Annotated in this window: 15 protein-coding genes; 10 read left to right on the top strand and 5 right to left on the bottom strand. The window is 35.8% G+C overall.

Annotated elements, in window-relative coordinates; all coding sequences use genetic code 11:
• Positions 1-62: 62 nt before the first annotated feature.
• The 4 genes from ACNQGX_RS07800 to ACNQGX_RS07785 form a co-directional block, all read right to left on the bottom strand.
• Entirely contained in the window at positions 63-2,951 is a 2,889-nt protein-coding gene (locus ACNQGX_RS07800; RefSeq protein ID WP_417975356.1) for an alpha-amylase family glycosyl hydrolase, read from the bottom strand.
• A gap of 150 nt (positions 2,952-3,101) precedes the next feature.
• Entirely contained in the window at positions 3,102-4,247 is a 1,146-nt protein-coding gene (locus ACNQGX_RS07795) for a SusE domain-containing protein (protein ID WP_417975355.1), read from the bottom strand.
• Positions 4,248-4,301: 54 nt separating this feature from the next.
• Positions 4,302-5,900, bottom strand: a complete 1,599-nt coding sequence (locus ACNQGX_RS07790) for a RagB/SusD family nutrient uptake outer membrane protein (RefSeq protein WP_417975354.1) — start codon at positions 5,898-5,900, stop codon at positions 4,302-4,304.
• Between the two features lie 11 nt (positions 5,901-5,911).
• Entirely contained in the window at positions 5,912-8,830 is a 2,919-nt protein-coding gene (locus tag ACNQGX_RS07785; protein ID WP_417975353.1) for a SusC/RagA family TonB-linked outer membrane protein, read from the bottom strand.
• Positions 8,831-9,066: 236 nt separating this feature from the next.
• Between ACNQGX_RS07785 and ACNQGX_RS07780 the strand changes: the two genes are divergently transcribed.
• From ACNQGX_RS07780 to ACNQGX_RS07735, 10 genes are all read left to right on the top strand, one after another.
• Complete coding sequence (locus ACNQGX_RS07780) at positions 9,067-10,089, top strand: LacI family DNA-binding transcriptional regulator (protein WP_417975352.1); 1,023 nt, start codon at positions 9,067-9,069, stop codon at positions 10,087-10,089.
• A gap of 190 nt (positions 10,090-10,279) precedes the next feature.
• Positions 10,280-11,641 (top strand): MFS transporter, encoded by a 1,362-nt coding sequence (locus ACNQGX_RS07775; RefSeq protein ID WP_417975351.1) that lies wholly within the window; start codon positions 10,280-10,282, stop codon positions 11,639-11,641.
• 3 nt (positions 11,642-11,644) lie between these two features.
• Entirely contained in the window at positions 11,645-12,301 is a 657-nt protein-coding gene (gene pgmB, locus ACNQGX_RS07770; protein WP_417975350.1) for a beta-phosphoglucomutase, read from the top strand.
• 101 nt (positions 12,302-12,402) lie between these two features.
• A complete protein-coding gene (locus ACNQGX_RS07765) occupies positions 12,403-14,700 on the top strand; it encodes a glycoside hydrolase family 65 protein (protein WP_417975349.1) in 2,298 nt (765 codons plus the stop codon).
• Between the two features lie 217 nt (positions 14,701-14,917).
• Positions 14,918-17,032 (top strand): glycoside hydrolase family 97 protein, encoded by a 2,115-nt coding sequence (locus tag ACNQGX_RS07760; protein ID WP_417975348.1) that lies wholly within the window; start codon positions 14,918-14,920, stop codon positions 17,030-17,032.
• A gap of 206 nt (positions 17,033-17,238) precedes the next feature.
• Positions 17,239-19,062, top strand: coding sequence for a glycoside hydrolase family 13 protein (locus ACNQGX_RS07755; RefSeq protein WP_417975453.1), 1,824 nt, complete (start codon positions 17,239-17,241; stop codon positions 19,060-19,062).
• Positions 19,063-19,166: 104 nt separating this feature from the next.
• The gene (locus ACNQGX_RS07750) at positions 19,167-19,853 is read left to right on the top strand and encodes a glycerophosphodiester phosphodiesterase (RefSeq protein ID WP_417975347.1); all 687 of its coding nucleotides are present in this window, start codon (positions 19,167-19,169) and stop codon (positions 19,851-19,853) included.
• 104 nt (positions 19,854-19,957) lie between these two features.
• Positions 19,958-20,116: a GxxExxY protein gene (locus ACNQGX_RS07745; RefSeq protein ID WP_417975346.1), complete on the top strand. Its 159-nt coding sequence runs from the start codon at positions 19,958-19,960 to the stop codon at positions 20,114-20,116.
• Positions 20,097-20,366: a GxxExxY protein gene (locus ACNQGX_RS07740; RefSeq protein WP_417975345.1), complete on the top strand. Its 270-nt coding sequence runs from the start codon at positions 20,097-20,099 to the stop codon at positions 20,364-20,366. Before ACNQGX_RS07745 ends, ACNQGX_RS07740 begins: the two co-directional genes overlap by 20 nt.
• A 36-nt stretch (positions 20,367-20,402) precedes the next feature.
• The gene (locus ACNQGX_RS07735) at positions 20,403-21,611 is read left to right on the top strand and encodes a BaiN/RdsA family NAD(P)/FAD-dependent oxidoreductase (protein WP_417975344.1); all 1,209 of its coding nucleotides are present in this window, start codon (positions 20,403-20,405) and stop codon (positions 21,609-21,611) included.
• A gap of 31 nt (positions 21,612-21,642) precedes the next feature.
• On the opposite strand, the gene ACNQGX_RS07730 is transcribed toward ACNQGX_RS07735, so the two are convergent.
• Positions 21,643-22,182, bottom strand: a complete 540-nt coding sequence (locus ACNQGX_RS07730; protein ID WP_417975343.1) for a hypothetical protein — start codon at positions 22,180-22,182, stop codon at positions 21,643-21,645.
• Positions 22,183-22,511 lie beyond the last annotated feature (329 nt).

The raw sequence follows: 22,511 nt of genomic DNA, 5'->3' as shown, positions 1-22,511 counted from the left end.
AAAAACATAAAAAAGCTGCCTTTTACAGACAGCCTTTCAAACATTAAAACAAACAAACTGTATTATTTCTTAATGAACTTCATCACCTGAATTCCGTTATTCTCATCATACGCTTTTACTATATAAAGACCTTGATTCAAATCATAAATCATAAATTGATGCCCTTCGGATTGATTTGCATCAAAAGTTTTTACCAATTGTCCCGTTATAGAAAAAATTTGAACTTTAGAAGTCGCAGCATTTAAGGTAAAATAACTGGAAGCCGGATTTGGATACAACAAAACAGTTGGTGTTTTTTCATAATCAATTATTGCCAAAGAGGCCGTTTTGTTTCCATAGATTCGATATTCACCAGCCGGAATTGTTATTGGATCATTTACATTCGTAACCGTAATTGTCGTATTATCCATCAAATTGTACCACTCTCCAGTGTAAGGAAATCCAGTTGCTACATTTTGTGCGGTTACATTAAAATTAGCCAAGATCAAAACATCTTTAAGTTGGCTTGACGCCAAAGCACTATTGGTAATTTTGATGTTTGGATACAACGAACTGGTATTCGATATGGTTGCAGTTCCAGAAAAAACAGGCTCTACAGTTTTCATCGTAATCATTTTGGCCCAATCGTTGTAAATTTTATTTCTGTTGGTATTTTCAAGCCAATTATTCACCCATTGCGGTTGCTGTTTGGTATCTAATTTACAATCCCCAGATATTGCATCTGACGAAGTGTTTACCGTTCCATTGTTACAAGCAAAAATAGAATTTTCCCAACCTAGCTCACCAAAATGCCAAATCATCTTTGGTCCCGGGACCAATAAAGAAACGGCTCCAATTGCTGACATTCTAGACAAAGCTACATTTAGTATTTTTACATTATGGGCCGTATTTGAACTATTCCCGAATTGTAAATTTTTATACATCAAACGTTCTTCATCATGACTTTCGGCATAACCCATCAATCTATTTGTGGCAAAACCTCTGCTCGTACTATTCATACGAGAAATATTTCCGGAATATCCCATAGACAATTCATTGTATTGACTGGTCATTATTCCCCACATCATAATTCCTTTACTTGGCGTTTCATTAATTCTGTAATTCGCCCAAAGTTGCTCTTCATCATCATTCCCTAAGTGTTCAAAAATAGTATAATGAGTCGGGTCTAAATCCCAAGAATAATCGGCATATTTTTTCAAAACATCAACACGATCTTGTTGTTTAACATTGGTACATGGATCTTGACCACCAGCAACATTAGACGGACAATTTTGGGTAAACCCCTTGGTTAAATCCCAACGCAACCCGTCAATTTTATATTCTTCTACCCATTGTTTAATCACACGTTGCACATAGTTCTGCGTTCTAAGTTGTTGATGATTAAAATCCTCCCCCACACTATAACTGTGCATTGCCGTTGCATTAAAATACGGATTCTCCGTTGAAGGAGAACCCCAACCGTCACCATCAGCATCGTTCATCCACATACGAACCATTGGATTTCTTCCAAAAGCATGGTTCAATGCCACATCAAGAATAACGGCAATTCCGTTTTGATGGCATAAATCCACAAATTCTTTTAATTTATCTGAAGTACCATAAAATTTATCCAAAGCCATGTGAAAAGAGGTATTATATCCCCAACTCTCATTGCCTTCAAATTCCATTACGGGCATTAACTCAATCGCATTTATTTTCAAATTTTTGAAATAATCGATTTTATTAATCAAGTCCTGATAACTTCTATTGGCATCAAAATCGCGAACCAACAATTCATAAACTACCAGTTTTTCTTTAGCGGGTTTAACAAAATTTGTAGTGGCGCTACTCCAAGCATAAGGCGTTTGCCCCGTTTGCAATACCGTCACTTCACGTTCCTGACCTGGAGGATACACTGGAGGATTTGGATAGGTCGAAGCCGGAATATAAGGATCATCATAAGGAGACAAAACAAGTGTCGAATACGGATCGGCAGTTTTCACTAAAGAAGGCGTTCCTGCAAGAGGCGTTGCATCAACTACCCAATACTGATACGTATAATTTGTACCTGAAACTAATCCGGTTAATTCTAACCAAAACTTGCCAGAGACAGGATCTTTTTTCATGGCATAAGAAGCCGTAGGTTGCCAGTTATTGAAACTTCCCGCTACATAAATAAAATCTTTGAACGGTGCATCCAAAACTAAAGTTGCTTTGGTCACATCTGAACTATTGTAATTAATCCCATCCAATAAACCTGCCGGCATAGACTCACTAACTACATTCGGATTAACTATAGCACTGAACTTTTTAGTGATTACAGTTGTTCCTTGAGTAACCTGCAGTTCGTAATTTTGATTTCCTGTAATATTCGTATGATTATATGAATAAGTTGAAGTAGCGGCATTTGTATTTAAATTTGTGCCATTTGCTTTCAATACATAACTGGCATTTCCACCGGTATTAGTGGCTGCAATAGTCAAACTTCCGCCTGAAGCAATAATGGTAGAACTATTCTCAGCCGGAGCAGTCAATGCAACCTGATAAATTCCAACTTCGACAAAATTATCTTGCGATTTTTTATCTCCAGTTCCATCCTTTGCTTTAATAAGAAACCCTATTTTACCTATTCCATTTCTATTGTAAAAGGTATTTGGCGTGAAGGTTTTAGTATACGTATCGGTAATTGAATTATAGGCAAACCTATTCGCTTCATTGGATGCAGTCCACGAACCATTAGTAGGACAATCAACACTGTTAGCATCATTGCTGTCAAAAGACCAGGTCCACATGTATAATGCGTTTCCGGTAACTCCCCAAGTCGCTTCATTTACACTACTTCCATTGATGGTAATGGTAATAGCAGTTGTCTCCTCAAAAGTGGCTGGATTTATAGAATAAGGTACCGTTTGTTTCTGGGCAGAAGCTACAATTGAAAGGAAAAATAATAATAAAAGTATCGTTTTTTTCATATGTTACTGTTTATTGTTTTTATCGGTCATACGTCATTCGCATATCTTCATCGGTGTTTGCTTCGCAATTCCGATATGCTCATTTCATGGCTTTATAAAAAAAATATCCCATTCGATTTCTCAAATGGGATATAAATAAATGATTAAAAATTAATTTGGCATTAACCTTAAATTGTAGTTGGCCGAGTTTCTAATATCTAGAACTACTTTATAATTACCTGCCGCTGGCACTGTCATATCACCACCTCCAAATTTTATTTTAAATTGACCTCCAGTAGGAATCGTTTCCTTGTTTCCGGATGCGGAACCCATTTTTACGGACCAATCATCTTTTAGACGAACTAAAAAGTCTCCAGCTGTTAAAGCTAAATCTTTGGTGTACATTCTGTAATAAGGAGAAGCCGGGTTCGTGTCAAAATCCAAATAAGTTAAAGCTCCCCATCCGTTAGGCGTAGCTCCTCCTATAATACCAATTTGCATTTTTCTAATAGTATAAGTCCCAGCAGTCCAATCTACAGTAAAGAAATAAGTTCCTGCGCCATCAACTGGTTTAATATCTTTCCCACCTAATGTTGTAAATGTATTTGGATTTTCAGTAAGATCCCCCTTATCGCCAGACCAAGCTGGACCAGGGGTAAATTTGAATGCAGGAGAAGCATTATTCATCCACACAAAACCTTCGTATTTCCCGTTGTTATTTGCCGAAAACAATCTTGGCGCGTTATCTGGTGCCCAATCAGCAAAAGTACTTGCTCCACCATAATTACCCGGAACATAAATTCTGTCAAATTCATCAAATGTGTCATATGGATTTCCTTTAAAACCAACTTCCTGGGAAACTGACTTAATTCCATTTGAAGAGGAAGCAAGTTGAGTAGATGGTCTTCCCACAACTCTCATTTTATAGTTTCCTTCAGCTCCAATCGCTCCTCCAGCACCTAAAAGCATTGAATTCAATTGTCTTTGGGTTAACGCTTTTTCATAGGTAGCATTCGAATTTTCGTTAAAACTTCCAAGAACAAAAGACTGTGGATTAGAAAAATCATCGGTTGCTTTGGCAACTTGTAAAGAATAGGTCACTGCAGACGAATAACCAAAATCAGCAGACGACCACTTTACCACAACCACATCAGTACCTGCCGTTGGGGCTGTTAATACATAATTCCCTCCTGCCGGTGTACTCAAAACAATATCTTGAACCACGGATGCAACAGGATCACGATCCTCAGTACTACAAGAAACTAACGAACTGATCGCTCCTGTCAATACAATTAAACTTAAAAATATTTTTTTCATAATAAAAAATTTATTTGGAACGCATTGGTTAGAAACTACCCAATGCGTTTTTTATTAATATCCTGGGTTTTGAGTAAGATTCACATTAGCGTTCAATTCCTTATTTGGAATCGGGAATATCGATCTATTAGAAGACAAATCTGAACCGGACTGGCTTCCGCCTTTCCATTGCCAGTTATACCCACTCAAGTACTTGTTAAACCTAATTAAATCTTGTCTTCTGTGTCCTTCCCAGTACAACTCTTTGGCTCTTTCATTTAATATGAATTGAGGCGTCAAATCAGATAATAGAGCAGCAGTAACCCCGGCTCTGTTTCTCAAATCATTGATATATCCCAAAGCTGTAGTGGTACTTCCTTTTCCTTTTACAACAGCCAATTCAGCATACATCAGGTATACATCCGCCATTCTAAACAATGGGAAATCAGTATCTGGATGTGTTTGATCTTTACCCGTTCCGCCAGTAGAAGTCTTGTTAGAGAATTTTACTATTTTTTTCCCTTCGGCAAACTTAGAATAATCAGAAATTGAAGCTGGACTGGTATCACCAGAAACATACATAACGCGAGCATCAGATGTCCCAACAGCGTCAGTAAATTCTTTACGAACTCTATATCCTGCCCAACCAAAATCGATACCAAGTGATGGAGCTGTAGCACCATCACAAGAAGCATGAATCAAATAAGTCATACCTCCCCACGTTTTTGTATTTACTCCATCAAACATAACAGGAAAAATAATTTCGTTTTGAGCGCCATTCGTATTGTTGTCTGCTTTAAACAAATTAGCATAGGGTATTGGCGCGATTGTATATCCGGAACCAATAATAGAATTTACAACGGTCAATGCATCAGCACTCCTGTCAATTCCTGTATAAACAGATGAATTCAACAATAATTTAGCCTTAAGCATCCAAAGGGCTGCTCTGTCAGCTCTACCGTATTCATTTGCTTTTGGCGCAGCCATATCATTCTCTATTGCAGCAAGCTCACTTAATACATAATCGAAAACAAACGCTCTACTTTGCATTTGTGGTGGCGTCCCTAATGCATCCGTTTCTGTTCCAAAAGGTAATTTCCCAAAAATATCAATACCGTGATAATAGGATAAAGCTCTTAAAAAACGAACCTCGGCCCTGTATCTCTTAATTTCATCCCTTAAAGTTCCTGTAACTCCTCTACCATCCAGTTTTGCATCAGTAGTCTCTCTTAAAAATTCATTACTCAAACTAACTTGGTAAAAAACTCTGGCAAAAAAGGCTTCTACGAAAACATTATCTGCATTCCAAGTATTGAAATTTAAATCTTTAATTGTTGGATTGTCACTTTCTCCCCAAGCAATAATGGCCTCATCAGAAGTCAGCTCCTGTAATTGCCAATATCCTCTTAAATATTGAGAAAAACCTTCATTAACTGTCCCAGCACCAGATCCTAAATCTGATTCCCCATCAGGGCCTTTTTGACCAGTTACAGCCAAACCGGCATAAATTTTTGCCAAAAATTGTCTATATGAATCCGGGGCAGCATAAAATTGATCGCTAGTAAAATCGTCATCATCTTTTGGATTGATATCCAAGCTGCAAGAAGCTAACGTTACTAAGAGAGATGTAATCAACACCCATCTTATGTCAAAATATTGTTTATATTTTTTCATTATTTTTTTTATTAAAAATTAGCATTTACACCCAACATATACATTCTTGCTCTAGGGTAAATAGACCCATCTATACCATCATTAAAAACTTCCGGGTCAATGTTTTTATAATTCGTTATTGTTAGTACATTTTGAACTCCACCATAGAATCTTAAAGATGTTTTTCCTCCTAAAGCCTTGTTGAATTTATATCCTAGTGTAATATTGTCTAATTTCAAAAAGGAACCATCTTTAACATAATAATCAGACTCTTTTACAGTTGAAGCAAAAAAGGTGTTACTATAATCAACCGGTGCATTATTTAAGGTATTATCGACTGTATTATTAATGGAAGTTAATACTGATCTATCCGCAGATATTCTATCATAAACGTAATTTCCTAAACTTGCTCTCCAAGCCATTGAGAAATCCCAGTTTTTATAGATTGTTGCATTTGCCATAAAGCCCATAGTAACATCCGCTTGGGGCTTTTTGTAATTGTATTTATCTTTACTGTCAATGGCGCCATCGTTATTTCTATCCACATAAACACCTTGAATAGGCTTCCCTGCGACATCATATACTTGCTCATATACCCAGTAAGAGAAAGGCGCTAATCCAATTTTATGTGTTTGCACAAAACCTCCCAGTCCTACTCCTCCTACTTGCAGTCCGTCAGAGAATAAATCGGTTATCTCTGATTTGTTGTACGCAATATTATAGTTCAAATTCAGATCAAACTTTTCATTTTGTACAGCCTGGTAGTTTAATGAAAAATCAACTCCTTTAGATCTTAGGGAACCAATATTTCTGTAACCGTATACTCTTAAATTCTGTAATGATCCTTCAGCAACCTGAGAGAATAAATCATTCGTCTCTGAAAAATAACCGTCCAAAGATCCTTTTAAACGATTATTCATAAAGCCAAAATCCAAACCTACATTATATTTAGTGCTTCTTTCCCATTTCAAATTTTCGTTATAGCCCTCTGGCTTAGATATAATTACAAATGAATTCCCAAATTGATAGGAGTTATTATTTGATGTAGAATATCTTTTAAACCAATCTATAGGAACATTAATATTTTGTTGACCAACTTCACCATAACCCAATCTCAATTTTAACTCAGAAATCGCATTAGAATCTTTCAAGAAACTTTCTTCTTTAATTTTCCATGCCAAAGCATAACCCATGAAATTTTTCCATTTATTTTCCGGTGAAATTTTTGAAGAACCATCTCTTCTAAAGTTAACTGTTAACAAATATTTACTATTGAACCCTAAGTTAGCACGTCCAAAATAAGCCCCCAGTTTATTCCCTGGATCAGTATACACATCTTCATTCTTTTCTTCCCCAAGATTCAATCCAAAAAGATTTCTGTTACCTGATTTATAATCTCTTTTATCAAATTGTTGGTACTCATATCCTCCCAAAACATCTACATCCAGTTTACCAAATGACTTATTATAGTTTAATTGGGCACTCACGTTTTTATTGTCATTACGGAACCAAGTCTCAGAATAAGATCCTATTTGTTCATTACCAACAACACTTGAATTATAACCTGAACGTGAAAGAGGATTCACGGTTACACTACCATCTCCATCTTGTTTATCCATTCCTGCATTGAATATTGCTCTTAACTCCGGCAAAAAATGGAATTTATAATCCACATTAATATTTCCAAAAAACCTATGTTTATTCGAAATATCTCGTTTTTCATTTAACAAACTTACAGGATTTGAAGTTCCTCTTGGATTTCCGGAAACTGGATCTGTCCATTCAGTGTATCCTGCAAAAATAGAACTGGCATCATATACAGATTGTGTAGGATCATAAGAGATCGCACTTCCAATCGCTCCTTCATCGGCTTTTCTTGTGTAAGTGTAAGAATAATTTCCGGTAAGATTAATTTTTAAATGATTGTCTAAAAAAGTCGGATTTAATGACACTGATGCCGTTGATCTTTTAAAATTAGAAGTTCTTAAAATACCACTATTATCAGTATTCCCAACTGTTAATCGTGAAGGAATTTTTCCAAGCAAATTACCCATTACCGATAAACTAACATCTGATGTAACAGATGTATGGAAAATTTCTTTTTGCCAATCTGTTTTTGAATTACCTAAAAGTCCAATTTTACTCGGTGCAACTTGGCCAACCAAAGTTCTGTAATCATCAGCTGAATATACTTCAATCTTTTTAGCCAAAGTATTTAACGTAGTAAAGGTATTTAATGAAACTTCAAGGTCTTTTTTAGATCCTTTTTTAGTAGTTATGATAATCACTCCATTTGAACCTCTATTACCATAGATTGCAGTTGCAGAGGCATCCTTTAATATAGAGAATGTTTCAATATCGTTTGGATTAACCGCAGAAAGCCCACCATCGATTGGCAAACCATCAATTACAATTAATGGGTCATTGCTTGCCGCCAAAGAAGAACCACCACGAATTCTGATAACAGCTTCATTGCCTGGCGTACCAGATGAAGTTACCACAACGCCGGGAGTTCGCCCATTAAGCAAACCATCAACAGTTGTAATGGCTCCTTTATTAAAATCCTTTGAAGTTATCAAATCGACAGATCCCGTAGCATCTTTCTTCTTAACGGTACCGTAACCCACTTGAATTACAACTTCTTTTAATTGATTTGAATCTTCTTCTAAAGATACATTTAGTGATTTTTGAGAATCGTAGTTAACAACCGTATTTTTGTATCCAATATAAGAAAACACGATATTATCGCCTTTCTTAACATTAGATAACTGATATTTACCGTCAAAATCAGTAGAAACTCCATTAGCGGTACCTTGTACTTTTATATTTACTCCCGGAATAGGCTGTCCTGATACTTTATCGAGAACAGTTCCGCCAATAGTATTCTGAGCCAGAATATTAAGAGGGAGTAGCAGTACTAAAATTAACAACTTTTTATAAATTGTTTTCATACTTTTTGTTTAAATTAATTTAATTTTTTTCTTGAATTTTTATGCTTAACTATTACTTCGAATGTTAAATTTATGTAAAATTTGTCACCTCCGACATGACCCCTTTTTATTTGAGTTACGAAAACGTAATAGTGTTGAAAACTTTCTGATTTACATAAAATTTTATCAGTTTAATTACCATTTATAAAATTTAATTTTATCTTTATTAAGAAATAAATTATTACCACATCTTCATCATGAAAAGGAAAATAACGCTCAAACAAATTGCAAAAGAATTAGATGTATCAATCTCTACTGTTTCAAAGTCTCTGAGAAACAGTCTTGAAATAGGCGAAGAAACCAGACTAAAAGTGCAGGCCTTTGCTAAATTCTATAATTACAAGCCCAATAATATAGCCCTTAGCCTAAAAAACAGAAAAACTAAAACTATTGGGATCATTATTCCTGAAATTGTTCACCATTTCTTCTCCACGGTTATTAACGGAATAGAACAGGTAGCCAATGAAAACGGCTATAGTGTAATCATTTGCCTATCGGACGACTCCTTTGACAAAGAAGTCTTAAACATGGAAATGCTTGCTAATGGCAGCATTGACGGTTTCATTATGTCACTTTCAAAAGAAACCCAATTCAGAGGCGACTTTCATCATATTACAGAAGTAATCAATCAAGGAATGCCGGTTGTGATGTTTGACAGAGTTACAAATGACATCCTTTGCGACAAAGTAATCATAGACGATCAATCTGCGGCTTATGAAGCGGTTCAAAGTTTGATTGACAAAGGAAGAAAAAAAATTGCCTTGGTAACTACCGTTGACTATGTTAGCGTAGGCAAACTAAGGACTGACGGTTATATAAAAGCACTTCTGGATAACGGGATCCCTTTTAATGAGAACCTAATTATTAAAATTGAAGATATTGACACCTGCGAAATCACCATTGGAAAACTGCTGGAAGACAAAGCCATTGATGCTGTTTTTGCAGTAAATGAGCTTTTTGCAGTAACCATAATTAAAACCGCAAGCAAAATAGGATTAAACGTCCCTAAAGATTTAGCGGTTATTGCCTTTACCGATGGCATAATCTCAAAATATTCTACACCTACTATTACAACCGTAAGTCAGAGTGGAATAAAAATGGGAAATAAAGCGGCAAAAATGTTAATAGAAAGACTCGAATCTGAGGAAAATGAAGAAGATGAAAACTATAAAACCGAAGTAATTGAAACTCATTTGATAGAAAGAGAATCAACTAATTAGGCTTTATTTGTTAATTTATTCATTACTACAACCTTGTAGTTGAAATTCTTTACTTTTATTTGTTTTTAAAAAATAAAAATCTGAAATATATTTTTATATTTACCCCATCAAAGCTTCAACTTTTACTTCGAAAATAAGATAAGTTTTGATAAGCATAGCGCTTATCGTATTAATTTTTTAAATTACGATAATGAAAAAGCGTAGATTAAGTTTCTGGGAAATTTGGAACATGAGTTTCGGTTTCTTGGGAATACAGATGGGTTTTGCCCTTCAAAATGCTAATGCCAGCAGAATTCTTCAAATTTTTGGTGCTGATGTCCACGAACTTTCCTGGTTTTGGATCATTGCCCCTTTAATGGGACTTATTGTTCAACCTATAATTGGACACTACAGTGACAAAACTTGGGGGAAATTTGGAAGAAGAAAACCTTTCTTTTTAGTCGGTGCTTTATTAGCCTCAATTGGTTTAATATTAATGCCGCAAGCCGAAATTTTTATTGCGTTTCTACCTGCCTTATGGGTTGGTGCAGGAATGCTGATGATTATGGATGCTTCTTTCAATATTGCTATGGAACCTTTCAGAGCATTGGTAGGTGACAATTTAAGAACCGACCAGAGAACGCTGGGATTTAGTGTACAAACGGCCTTAATTGGTTTTGGTGCCGTTATTGGTTCTTGGCTGCCGTATGTTTTGACGAATTGGTTTGGCGTTTCAAATAAAAATGAAGATGGCGGCGTTCCTATGCACCTGATTTTATCTTTTATCATTGGAGCAATCATTCTTGTCGCTTCAATTCTTGTTTCCATTTTTACTACCAAAGAATATTCCCCGGAAGAATTAGCACAATTTGAAGACGAAATGGCACATCAGGAAACAAGAGTTTCTGATACCAATCAAAAAGAATCCAGTCTATTAGACATTTTTGACGATTTTAGAAAAATGCCCACTACAATGAGACAATTGAGTTGGGTACAATTTTTCTCTTGGTTTGGTCTTTTTGGAATGTGGGTTTTTACTACTCCTGCCATTGCCCATCATATTTACGGCTTACCCATTACGGATAGCAAAAGTTCCGCCTATCAAAATGCCGGCGACTGGGTTGGCGTACTGTTTGGCATATACAATTTGGTTTCCGCGTTCTATGCTTTTGCTTTACCCTATATCGCAAAAAAATTTGGTAGAAAATTGACACATTCTATCTCACTAATTGTTGGTGGTCTTGGATTGATTTCCATCTATTTTGTACCCAACGAAGATTGGCTAGTTCTGTCTATGATAGGTGTTGGTATAGCTTGGGCGAGTATTTTATCCATGCCTTATGCCATCTTAGCCGGATCAATCTCTCCAATGAAAATGGGAGTTTACATGGGAATTTTCAACTTCTTTATCGTTATCCCTCAAATTATCAACGCCTTAATTGGCGGACCATTAGTAAAATATTTATACAATGACAATGCCATATTTGCATTAGTCACTAGTGGAGTCAGCTTCTTGATTGCTGCTGTTTTAGTAGTTAAAGTACAGGATGTTGATGACGTAATAAAACAATAATCAATGATTAAAAAAGCATTTATATTCGACTTGGACGGAGTGATTGTTGACACCGCTAAATACCATTATTTAGCGTGGCAAAAAATCGCAAATGAATTAAATATTGAATTTACACTGGAGCATAATGAATTATTAAAAGGAGTGAGCCGCGTGCGCTCTTTGGATATTATATTAGAACTAGGAAAAGTGGAAGCTTCACAAGAAGATAAAAACAAATGGCTAATCCAAAAAAACGAAGATTATTTATCCTACTTAGTCGACATGGACGAAAGTGAAATTCTTCCTGGAGTTTTTACAATTTTAAAATTTCTGAAAGAAAACAAACAACCAATCGCATTGGGTTCAGCCAGCAAAAATGCCAGACCCATTCTGGAAAAAACAGGATTACTACCCTATTTTGACGCTATTGTCGATGGAAATGATGTGTCAAATGCAAAACCTGATCCTGAAGTTTTCCTGATTGCGGCTAAATTATTAAACACAAAACCAGAAGACGCCATTGTTTTTGAAGATTCAGTTGCAGGAGTTCAAGCTGCCAATATTGGAAACATGACCAGTGTAGGAATTGGTGAAGCAGCGATTTTGCATGAAGCAAAATACATATTTGAAGATTTCACTGAAATTGACACCAACTTTATTAAGGAATTAATAAACAACTGAAAATTAAAAAATTAAAAAACTAGAATCAAAAATTATTTGAGATTAAGAATAGCATTACAATCTTTAAATTTTAAAATTTTTGAATCTTTAAATTAGAAAAAATGAATCAAGATTATATAAAACCAGATAATTGGTCTATCATAGAAGAGGGATTTGATGCAGAAAGCGTGAAATCATCTGAGAGTTTGTTCAGCATTGGAAACGGGGCAATGGGGCAACGTGCTAATTTTGAAGAAAATTATACTGGAGAAACATTCCAAGGAAGTTATATTGCCGGAATATATTATCCCGACAAAACCAAAGTGGGCTGGTGGAAAAACGGTTATCCGGAATATTTTGCCAAAGTTTTAAATGCACCCAATTGGATTGGAATCGACATCGAAATCAATGGAGAAAAATTAGATTTGAATACCTGTTCAGAAGTCAAAAACTTTCGTCGTGAGCTGAATATGAAAGAAGGTTGGTACAATCGTTCTTTTGAAGCGACTTTAAAAAACGGAACTGAAATTTCAGTTACTATTCGTCGTTTTCTTTCAATCGTTCTGGATGAAGTCGGGGTTATTAATTACGAAATCATCCCTTTAAACAAAGATTCAAAAATAATTTACAAACCGTATATCGACGCTGGTGTAACCAATGAAGATGCCAACTGGGAAGAAAAATTCTGGGAACCGCTTGACGTAAAAAAATCTGGAAATGAAGCTTTTGTAACGGCTCAAACGTTCAAAACACATTTCAAAGTAACTACTTTCATGCAGAATAGCATTTTGACTAATGGTGAAAAAACAGCTATTTCTCCTTCCAATATTGATGCAACATCCGATAAAATTCAATTTAGTTACGATGTTATTGTGGCTCAAGGCCAAAAATCATCCATCCAAAAAATTGGCGGGTACACGGTTTCTTTAAACCATGAAAATACAAATACTGCTGCGGAAAAAGTAATTCAGTCTGCATTAACATTAGGATACGACCAAATGATGCAAGACCAGATTGATGCCTGGGCAAAAATTTGGGAAATGTCAGACATTACCATTGATGGCGATGTAAAAGCACAGCAAGGGATTCGTTTCAATATTTTTCAGTTAAACCAAACCTATTTAGGAAAAGATTCCCGTTTGAATATTGGACCAAAAGGATTCACGGGAGAAAAATACGGAGGTTCTACCTATTGGGACACTGAAGCCTATTGCATTCCGTTTTACATGGCGACCAAAGACCAAGAAGTGGCTCGAAATTTATTGACCTACCGTTACAATCAATTGGACAAAGCCATTGAAAATGCTGCCAAATTAGGATTTACTAACGGAGCCGCTTTGTATCCAATGGTAACGATGAACGGTGAAGAATGCCATAATGAATGGGAGATTACTTTTGAAGAAATTCATAGAAATGGAGCCATCGCATTTGCCATTTATAACTTTTACAGATACACCGGCGATTACAGTTATATTCCTGAAAAAGGATTGGAAGTATTAATAGGAATTGCTCGTTTCTGGCACCAAAGAGCCAACTTTTCGACTAATTTAAACCAATATGTAATTCTTGGCGTTACCGGTCCAAATGAATACGAAAACAACGTAAACAATAATTTCTATACCAATTATATTGCCAAATGGTGTCTGGAATATACGTACGAACAGATTCAAAAAGTATCATTGGAATATCCTTCGGATCACAAAAGAATTACCGAAAAAGTAAAAATCACGGATGCTGAATTACAATCTTGGAAAAAAGTTTCGGATAATATGTACTTCCCTTTTTCCGAAGAACATAACGTGTATTTGCAACAAGACGGTTTCTTGGACAAAGAATTAGTTCGCGTAGCCGATTTAGACAAAAACCAAAGACCAATCAATCAAAAATGGTCTTGGGACAGAATTTTACGTTCGCCTTACATCAAACAAGCCGATGTTTTACAGTGTTTCTATTTCTTTGAAGATCATTTTTCGAAAGAAGAACTAAAAAACAATTTTGAATTTTACGAATCCTTTACGGTTCATGAAAGTTCGCTTTCTCCTTGTGTACATTCGATTCAGGCCGCTTTATTAGACAAAATGGATATGGCGTATACGTTCTATTTGAGAACTTCGCGTCTGGATCTAGATGATTACAACAAAGAAGTGGAAGAAGGTTGCCATATCACCTCGATGGCAGGAACTTGGATGAGTATTGTGGAAGGTTTTGGAGGAATGAGAGTTAAAGAAGACCAACTTCATTTTTCTCCAAAAATTCCAAAAGAATGGAAAGGGTATTCGTTTAAAATCAATTTCAGAAATCAGATTCTGAAAGTAACGATCAATCATGAGGAAACCACTTTTTCTGTGGATGGAGATACAGATTTAGCCATTGTCGTAAATGGGCAAACTGTAATCGCTACAAAATTTGAAATGGCCTAAAATAACGGCTTTAATAATTTATTGACTATTAGAAAGTTAAGGAGTCCTGCAAGGTTTCAAAAACCTTGTAGGTATGTTGAGTTTAATTTGTCATACCTACAAGGTCAAAAAAAGACCTTGCAGGATAGAGACATAAATTATATCTCACACATTAACGACAGTTTAAAAACAGAATAATAATCGAACTCAGGTTTATAACTTTTTTAATTTAAAAAAAATGAAAAATTTAATTCTTACCGCTTGTATCTGGTTTACTTTATGCAACATCGCTATAGCCCAACAGTTAAAATCGCCTGGAGGAAAATTTGCAATGGAGTTTTCACTTCTAAAAGATGGCACACCAAGTTACAACCTTACATACAAAAACAAAGAAGTTGTAAAATCAAGCAAATTGGGACTTGAACTAAAAAATGACACGAAATCATTACTGAATGATTTTACTGTTATTGATACTAAAACAACCACTTTTGATGAAACTTGGAAACCGGTTTGGGGAGAAGTGGCAAAAATCCGTAATCATTATAACGAACTTGCGGTAACCTTAAACCAAAAAGGAACCGACAGACAGTTAATAATTCGTTTTCGTTTGTTTGAAGATGGTCTTGGGTTTCGCTATGAATTCCCTTCTCAAAAAAACCTTACCTATTTTGTAATCAAAGAAGAAAGAACGCAATTTGCCATGACGGGTGACCACACTGCTTTTTGGATTCCGGGCGATTATGACACGCAGGAATACGATTATACAAAATCGAAATTATCTGAAATCAGAGGATTATCTGAAGCCGCCTATACCGCAAACGTTTCACAAAAGAATTTTTCTTCAACCGGAGTTCAAACTTCATTGATGCTGAAAACTAAAGACGGATTGTATATTAATCTGCATGAAGCGGCGTTAATCAATTATTCATGCATGCATTTGAATCTAGATGATAAAAACATGGTTTTTGAATCATGGCTTACACCAGATGCCAAAGGCGACAAAGGATACATTCAAGCACCGAGTGTTTCTCCTTGGAGAACGATAATCGTTAGCGATGACGCGAAAGACATTTTGGGTTCAAAAATGACTTTAAACTTGAATGATCCTTGCAAAATTGAGGACACCTCTTGGATAAAACCAGTTAAGTATATTGGTGTTTGGTGGGAAATGATTACAGGTAAAAGCTCATGGGCTTATACGGATGAGTATCCTTCGGTACTACTTGGCGTTACTGATTTTACAAAAGCAAAACCCAATGGCAAACACGGAGCAAATAATGCTAATGTAAAGAAATATATCGATTTTGCATCCCAAAATGGTTTTGATGGTGTTCTGGTTGAAGGTTGGAACGAAGGTTGGGAAGACTGGTTTGGACACTCCAAAGATTATGTTTTTGATTTTGTGACTCCTTATCCGGATTTTGATGTGAAAGGTTTACACGAGTATGCAAAATCAAAAGGAGTAAAAATGATTATGCACCACGAAACGTCTAGTTCCGTACGTAATTACGAGCGTCACATGGACAAAGCGTATCAGTTCATGAAAGACAATGGATATGATGCGGTGAAGAGTGGCTATGTAGGTGATATTTTGCCTCGTGGAGAAAATCATTACAACCAATGGATTGTAAATCATTACCAATATGCCCTTGAAAAAGCAGCCGATTATAAAATTATGGTCAATGCGCATGAAGCCGTTCGCCCAACAGGGATTTGCAGAACGTACCCGAATTTAATTGGCAACGAAGCAGCAAGAGGAACGGAATATCAGTCTTTTGGAGGTTCTAAACCGAATCACGTAACGGTATTGCCTTTTACCCGTTTAATTGGCGGACCAATGGATTATACACCTGGTATTTTCGAAATGGATTTAAGCAAATTGAATCCTGATAACAAATCGCATGTAAACAGCACTTTGGCAAATCAATTGGCATTATATGTAACCATGTACAGCCCGTTACAAATGGCCGCGGATCTTCCTGAGCATTACACTAAATTTGCTGATGCATTTCAGTTTATTAAAGATGTAGCAATCGATTGGGATGAAAGCAACTATTTAGAAGCTGAACCTGGCGATTATGTAACTGTAGCCCGTAAAGCGAAAGGAACCAATAACTGGTTTGTTGGAAATGTAAACGGGGATACAAGCCGTACCTCAAACATCAATTTCAGCTTCCTTGAAAAAGGCAAAAAATACACGGCAACCATTTATGCTGATGCCAAGGATGCTCATTACAAAACAAATCCGCAGGCTTACACTATCAAGAAAGTGGCTGTAACCAACAAATCAAAATTATCGCAGCTTTCTGTGCAAGGTGGCGGTTACGCGATTAGTATAATTGAAAATAAATAAATATTTTAGTTAACCATATAAGAAATATAAGTTCCTTTAAGTTGAGACTTCGATAGATTTCTCTTAGATGTCCTTATATTTCTTATATGGTTTAAATTTTATTTTGATGTTTCACAATATTTCCAGTAGAACCTTAATTCAACAAAATAATTATGAGTACTCAAAAAATACAATTCAACATAAATACCTTTTTATTCAATAAAATAATGGTTATCGTTTTATTGATATCCGTTTCAGTAAATGCTCAAATTCAGAAAACCGAGCCTCCGTTTTGGTACGCTGGCATGCAAAATCCGGAGCTTCAGATTATGTTTTACGGAAAAAATATTGCTCAAAATGAAGTTTCTGTTTCCAATAATATTGTTATAAAAGACATTAAAAAAACTGAAAATCCGAACTACGTTTTTGTAACCATCGACACCAAAAATAGCCCTGCATCGGAATTGGTTTTCTCCTTTTCTAAAAACAAAAAAGTCGCTTTCACAAAAAAATATGCTTTAAAACAAAGGAGACCGAATTCCGCTCAACGCAAAAGTTTCGATTCATCAGATATGATGTATCTGCTTATGCCGGATCGTTTCGCTAACGGAAACCCAAATAACGACAGCGACAAATCGGTTACCGAAAAAGCTAACAGAAGTTTACCCGGAGGACGTCATGGTGGCGATATCGATGGAATTATAAAAAACCTGGATTATCTGGAAGAATTGGGAGTTACCGCACTTTGGAGCACGCCGCTTTGCGAAGACAACGACAAAGCCTATTCCTACCATACTTACGGACAATCGGATGTGTACAAAATAGATCCGCGCTATGGAACCAATGAAGAATATGTTCGCCTTTCGGCATCATTGAAAAAGCGAAATATGAAATTGGTCAAAGATTATGTCACTAATCACTGGGGTGCCGAACATTGGATGTATAAAGATTTGCCAACCTATGACTGGGTGCATCAATTTCCAGGATTTTCGCAATCGAACTACAGAATGACAACTCAATTTGATACCAATGCTTCAGCAATTGATGCCAAAAACTGTATGGATGGTTGGTTCGTACCGTCAATGCCTGACTTAAATCAATCGAATCCTTTGGTTCTAAATTATCTAACTCAAAATGCCATTTGGTGGATTGAGTATGCCGATTTAGACGGGTTCAGAGTTGATACGTATTCTTATAATGACAAAGTTGGAATTGCAAAATGGACCAAAGCCATTACAGACGAATATCCGAATTTCAACATCGTTGGAGAGGTTTGGATGCACGACCAAGCGCAAATGTCCTATTGGCAAAAAGACAGCCCGATAAGTGCCATTCAAAGCTATAATTCGTATTTGCCAAGTGTAATGGATTTCACATTGCACGATGCTTTCGGGAATGTTTTCAACGAAGACAACGCAACTTGGAACGATGGAATGATTAAGGTTTACGACAATTTCACGAACGATTTTTTATATACAAATACGAATAACCTGTTGACTTTCGTCGAAAATCACGACACTGGAAGATTCAATCACATTTATGAAAATGATTTCAAAAAATACCAAATGGCAATGACTCTGATTGCTACAGTCCGTGGAATTCCGCAGACGTATTACGGTTCAGAAATTGGGATGGCCGGCGACAAAGGCAAAGGCGATGCAGACATCCGTCAAGATTTCCCGGGAGGTTGGGCTGGCGATACAAACAATGCATTCACAAAAGCAGGGAGAACCGAAGAACAGAATAAATTCTTTGATTTTACATCGAAATTGTTTCAATGGAGAAAAGGGAAATCGGTAATCCATTCCGGAAAAATGACACATTATATTCCTGAAAACAACGTCTATGTTTATTTTAGATATAACGAGAAGGAAACCGTTATGGTGGTCATCAACAATGCTGCGGAAGCGAAAACGTTCAAGACAAATCGTTTCCAGGAAAACATCAAAAATTTCAAATCTGGAAAAGATGTTTTTACAGGAAAAACAATCGATTTGAAAAACGAGATTTCATTGGATGGAAAATCGGTTCTGATTTTAGAATTGAATTAAAACCTAAATTCCAAAATAGGATCAGAAAGAAATTAAATTTTAATTTTCACCAAAACGCCTTTAGAAATGAAGGCGTTTTTTTTATGTCTATCTTTGCAAAAACTATGATAAAAATTCTCAAAATAGGACATCGCGGTGCCAAAGGGTATGAACCTGAAAACACATTAGTTTCTTTCCAAAAAGCATTAGACATGCAAGTGGACGGAATAGAACTCGATGTGCATTTGAGCGCCGATGGCGAAATAATTGTTATTCACGACGAAACCATTGACAGAACAACCAACGGAAAGGGCTTTGTAAATACATTATCTTTGCGAGAATTGAACGTTTTTCGAATAAATGGAGCACATAAAACTCCAACGCTGAAGGAAGTTTTTGATTTGGTAAACCAAGATTGTTTTATCAATATTGAACTTAAAAGTTATGAAGCGGCAGACAAAGTGGTTTCCCTTATTGAGAAATATGTTGCTAAAAAAGGGTGGAAATACGATTGTTTTTTAATTTCCAGTTTCGATTGGAATGCGTTGCAACAAGTGGCGTTTTTGAATGATAAAATTCCAATTGGCGTTTTAACAGAAACCGATTTAGACTTGGCGTTGGCTTTCGCCAAATTCATTCAGGCAAAGTCCATTCATCCGCATTTTCATTTATTAACAAAAGAAAATACAGCTCAAATGCAACAAAAAGGATTGCAGGTTTTCCCTTGGACCATAAATGAATTAGAAGATATTCAAAAAATAAAAACATTCAACATAAACGGAATCATCACTGATTTCCCAAATAGAATATGAACCAGAATTTCGATATAATAATAGCCGTTGTTCCAAATAAGATTTTATTTTTAAACCATTAAGTGAGTTAAGTCAATTAAGTAACGAGGTAAATAGTTCAGTTTATGACAAAAAAAGAAATAACGCAATTATCCTATGAAATTATTGGTTATGCCATAAAAGTTCACAAAAAACTAGGGCCAGGTTTATTAGAAAAAATTTATGAAGAATGCTTAAAATATGAGCTAGAAAAAAACGGGTACAATGTTAAGCAAACAATTTAATGTAGCAATCGATTACTATGATTTAGAACTAGCGCATCCATTACGATTGGATTTATTAGTAAATGATTGTATTATTGTTGAGTTAAAAACAGTTGAAAAATTCCATCCAATTGATGAAGCAAAACTATTAACCTACATGAAACTACTAAGTATTCCACAAGGATTGCTTATTAATTTTAACACTACCAACATAACAAAATCCTCCAAACCTTTAATTAACGAATATTTTTCAAGGCTAGCTGATGATTAAACTTAAAAATCTTAACTCACTTAATGGTTTAAAAAAATGAATCAAAATTTTGACATTATAATAGTAGGTGGTGGTGCCGCAGGATTTTTTACGGCAATCAACATTGTGGAAAAAAACCCAAAGCTAAAAGTAGCCATTCTGGAACGTGGTGCAGAAGTGCTGAATAAAGTTCGCATTTCCGGTGGTGGAAGATGTAATGTGACGCACGCTTGTTTCGAACCGAATGAATTAGTGAAATTTTATCCGCGTGGCGAAAAAGAATTACGAGGACCTTTTCATCAATTTTGCTCAGGTGATACTACCGAGTGGTTTGAGAAACATGGTGTAGAATTAAAGATTGAAGCAGACGGACGCATGTTTCCGGTTTCGAATTCGTCTCAAACGATTATCGATTGTTTCCTGAAAGCCACACAAAAACTGGGAATTGCAGTACTTACAGGACAAAGTGTGCAATCTATTTTCAAAAAAGATACTTTATGGAAAATAGAAACCCAAAATGAAAATTATCTTGCCGAAAAACTAATTTTAGCTACAGGCAGTAATCCTAAAGTCTGGGAAATGTTGCAGAATTTTGGACATGCTGTGGTCAGTCCGGTTCCTTCCCTATTCACTTTCAACATCAAAGATTCCAGAATAAAAGAATTGCCCGGAGTTGCAGCACAAGTAACCGTAAAGGTAAAAGATACCAAACTCAGCTCAACAGGACCATTGTTAATTACGCATTGGGGAATGAGCGGGCCGGCAATTTTGAAACTCTCCGCTTGGGGCGCACGAATCTTGCATGACAAAAATTACCAGTTTGCCATTTTTGTAAACTGGCTGAATGATGCTGACACAAATGATGTCGAAAAAACTCTAAAAGATTTAAAACAAGAACACGCGAAAAAATCGGTTTCAAAAAAATCCCCTTTCGAATTAACCAATAGATTATGGGAAAGTTTGGTACTCGCTTCAGGAATTGAAGCTGAAACTAAATGGGCTGATTTGTCAAAAATACAATTACAAAATCTAGCCAATCAGTTAACGAATGGCACTTTTCAGGTCAACGGAAAAAGCACGTTTAAGGAAGAGTTTGTGACTGCCGGCGGAATTGATTTAAAAGAAATCAACTTCAAAACGATGGAAAGCAAATTGCATGAAAACCTTTATTTTGCAGGTGAAATCGTGAATATTGATGCGATTACAGGCGGATTCAATTTTCAGAATGCGTGGACGAGTGGATTTATTTTGGCAAACAACATATAAAAAAAGCTCTCCAACGAGAGCTTTTTAAGTTTTATTTTTTTCCGCCAATATGTGCATTTTGCCAATCTTTCAGCTTTTTCCATTTTCCTTCAAAGGCTAATTTTGACTGATGTGGCCAAGTTTTCGGATCATGAACAACAAACTGTTCTCCTTCCTTGTCCAAAATTTCCTGACATCGATTAACGGAAGTTTCTGAAAGTACTTCCCATGTTAAAATTCCATTAGCATGGAACAGCTCTTCGATTTTTGTACCAATTCCTTCAATGATTTTTAAATCATTTTCTTTTACTTTTTTTCCAAAATCAGAGGATGCTAAATCCGCATCAAAAGGAACATAAGCCCCAATAAGTCCAGAATTAACTGCATGTGGTGCTACAAAGCTGCTGCTTTTAGCTTTTAAAGTTGCTAACTCAGCCTCTAGCTTGGACGATTTGGCTCTGCAATTGTCTAATTCTAATTGCAAGTTGCTTGAATTGACTTTGCCGGAGGAAAGTATTTTACCAAGTAAATAGCCTAATACTGCACAAATTAGGCCTATTAAAATCGGGATTAATATACCAGATGAATTCATAATTATAATTTATTAAGTTAATTTGTTGTTCTATTTTAGCAACAGAGTCTGTTTTAGCTCTACCCATGCTCCGCAAAGTCTCTGCCTTTGAGGATGTGTTAACCAGTCTTAGACTGACACAAAGATTGAAGATTGAAAAACAAACCAAAAACAAGGTCGGTAAAAAACTGAAAGTCACTACCTCAAAGCCAAAGACTTTGTGGTGCGGTCGGTTCGATAAATTCAACAATCAACTCAAAGTTACTAAAAATCAATAACTTATATTAAAAAAAACTGAGGAATCAGTAAAAATAAGTTCAAACTATTTTTATCTATTCAACCCCCAAATA

This window comes from Flavobacterium glycogeni (assembly GCF_048286775.1).
Classification (GTDB): domain Bacteria; phylum Bacteroidota; class Bacteroidia; order Flavobacteriales; family Flavobacteriaceae; genus Flavobacterium.
This window is presented reverse-complemented; position numbering and strand designations above follow the sequence as displayed.

Bases quoted from the DNA above. Each gene is read 5' to 3' on its own strand.
- ACNQGX_RS07745 (WP_417975346.1), top strand. From the start codon at position 19,958: ATGACAAAAAAAGAAATAACGCAATTATCCTATGAAATTATTGGTTAT.
- pgmB (WP_417975350.1), top strand. From the start codon at position 11,645: ATGATTAAAAAAGCATTTATATTCGACTTGGACGGAGTGATTGTTGAC.
- ACNQGX_RS07730 (WP_417975343.1), bottom strand. From the start codon at position 22,182: ATGAATTCATCTGGTATATTAATCCCGATTTTAATAGGCCTAATTTGT.
- ACNQGX_RS07785 (WP_417975353.1), bottom strand. From the start codon at position 8,830: ATGAAAACAATTTATAAAAAGTTGTTAATTTTAGTACTGCTACTCCCT.
- ACNQGX_RS07755 (WP_417975453.1), top strand. From the start codon at position 17,239: ATGGTTATCGTTTTATTGATATCCGTTTCAGTAAATGCTCAAATTCAG.
- ACNQGX_RS07795 (WP_417975355.1), bottom strand. From the start codon at position 4,247: ATGAAAAAAATATTTTTAAGTTTAATTGTATTGACAGGAGCGATCAGT.
- ACNQGX_RS07790 (WP_417975354.1), bottom strand. From the start codon at position 5,900: ATGAAAAAATATAAACAATATTTTGACATAAGATGGGTGTTGATTACA.
- ACNQGX_RS07735 (WP_417975344.1), top strand. From the start codon at position 20,403: ATGAATCAAAATTTTGACATTATAATAGTAGGTGGTGGTGCCGCAGGA.
- ACNQGX_RS07800 (WP_417975356.1), bottom strand. From the start codon at position 2,951: ATGAAAAAAACGATACTTTTATTATTATTTTTCCTTTCAATTGTAGCT.
- ACNQGX_RS07765 (WP_417975349.1), top strand. From the start codon at position 12,403: ATGAATCAAGATTATATAAAACCAGATAATTGGTCTATCATAGAAGAG.
- ACNQGX_RS07740 (WP_417975345.1), top strand. From the start codon at position 20,097: ATGTTAAGCAAACAATTTAATGTAGCAATCGATTACTATGATTTAGAA.
- ACNQGX_RS07750 (WP_417975347.1), top strand. From the start codon at position 19,167: ATGATAAAAATTCTCAAAATAGGACATCGCGGTGCCAAAGGGTATGAA.
- ACNQGX_RS07760 (WP_417975348.1), top strand. From the start codon at position 14,918: ATGAAAAATTTAATTCTTACCGCTTGTATCTGGTTTACTTTATGCAAC.
- ACNQGX_RS07780 (WP_417975352.1), top strand. From the start codon at position 9,067: ATGAAAAGGAAAATAACGCTCAAACAAATTGCAAAAGAATTAGATGTA.
- ACNQGX_RS07775 (WP_417975351.1), top strand. From the start codon at position 10,280: ATGAAAAAGCGTAGATTAAGTTTCTGGGAAATTTGGAACATGAGTTTC.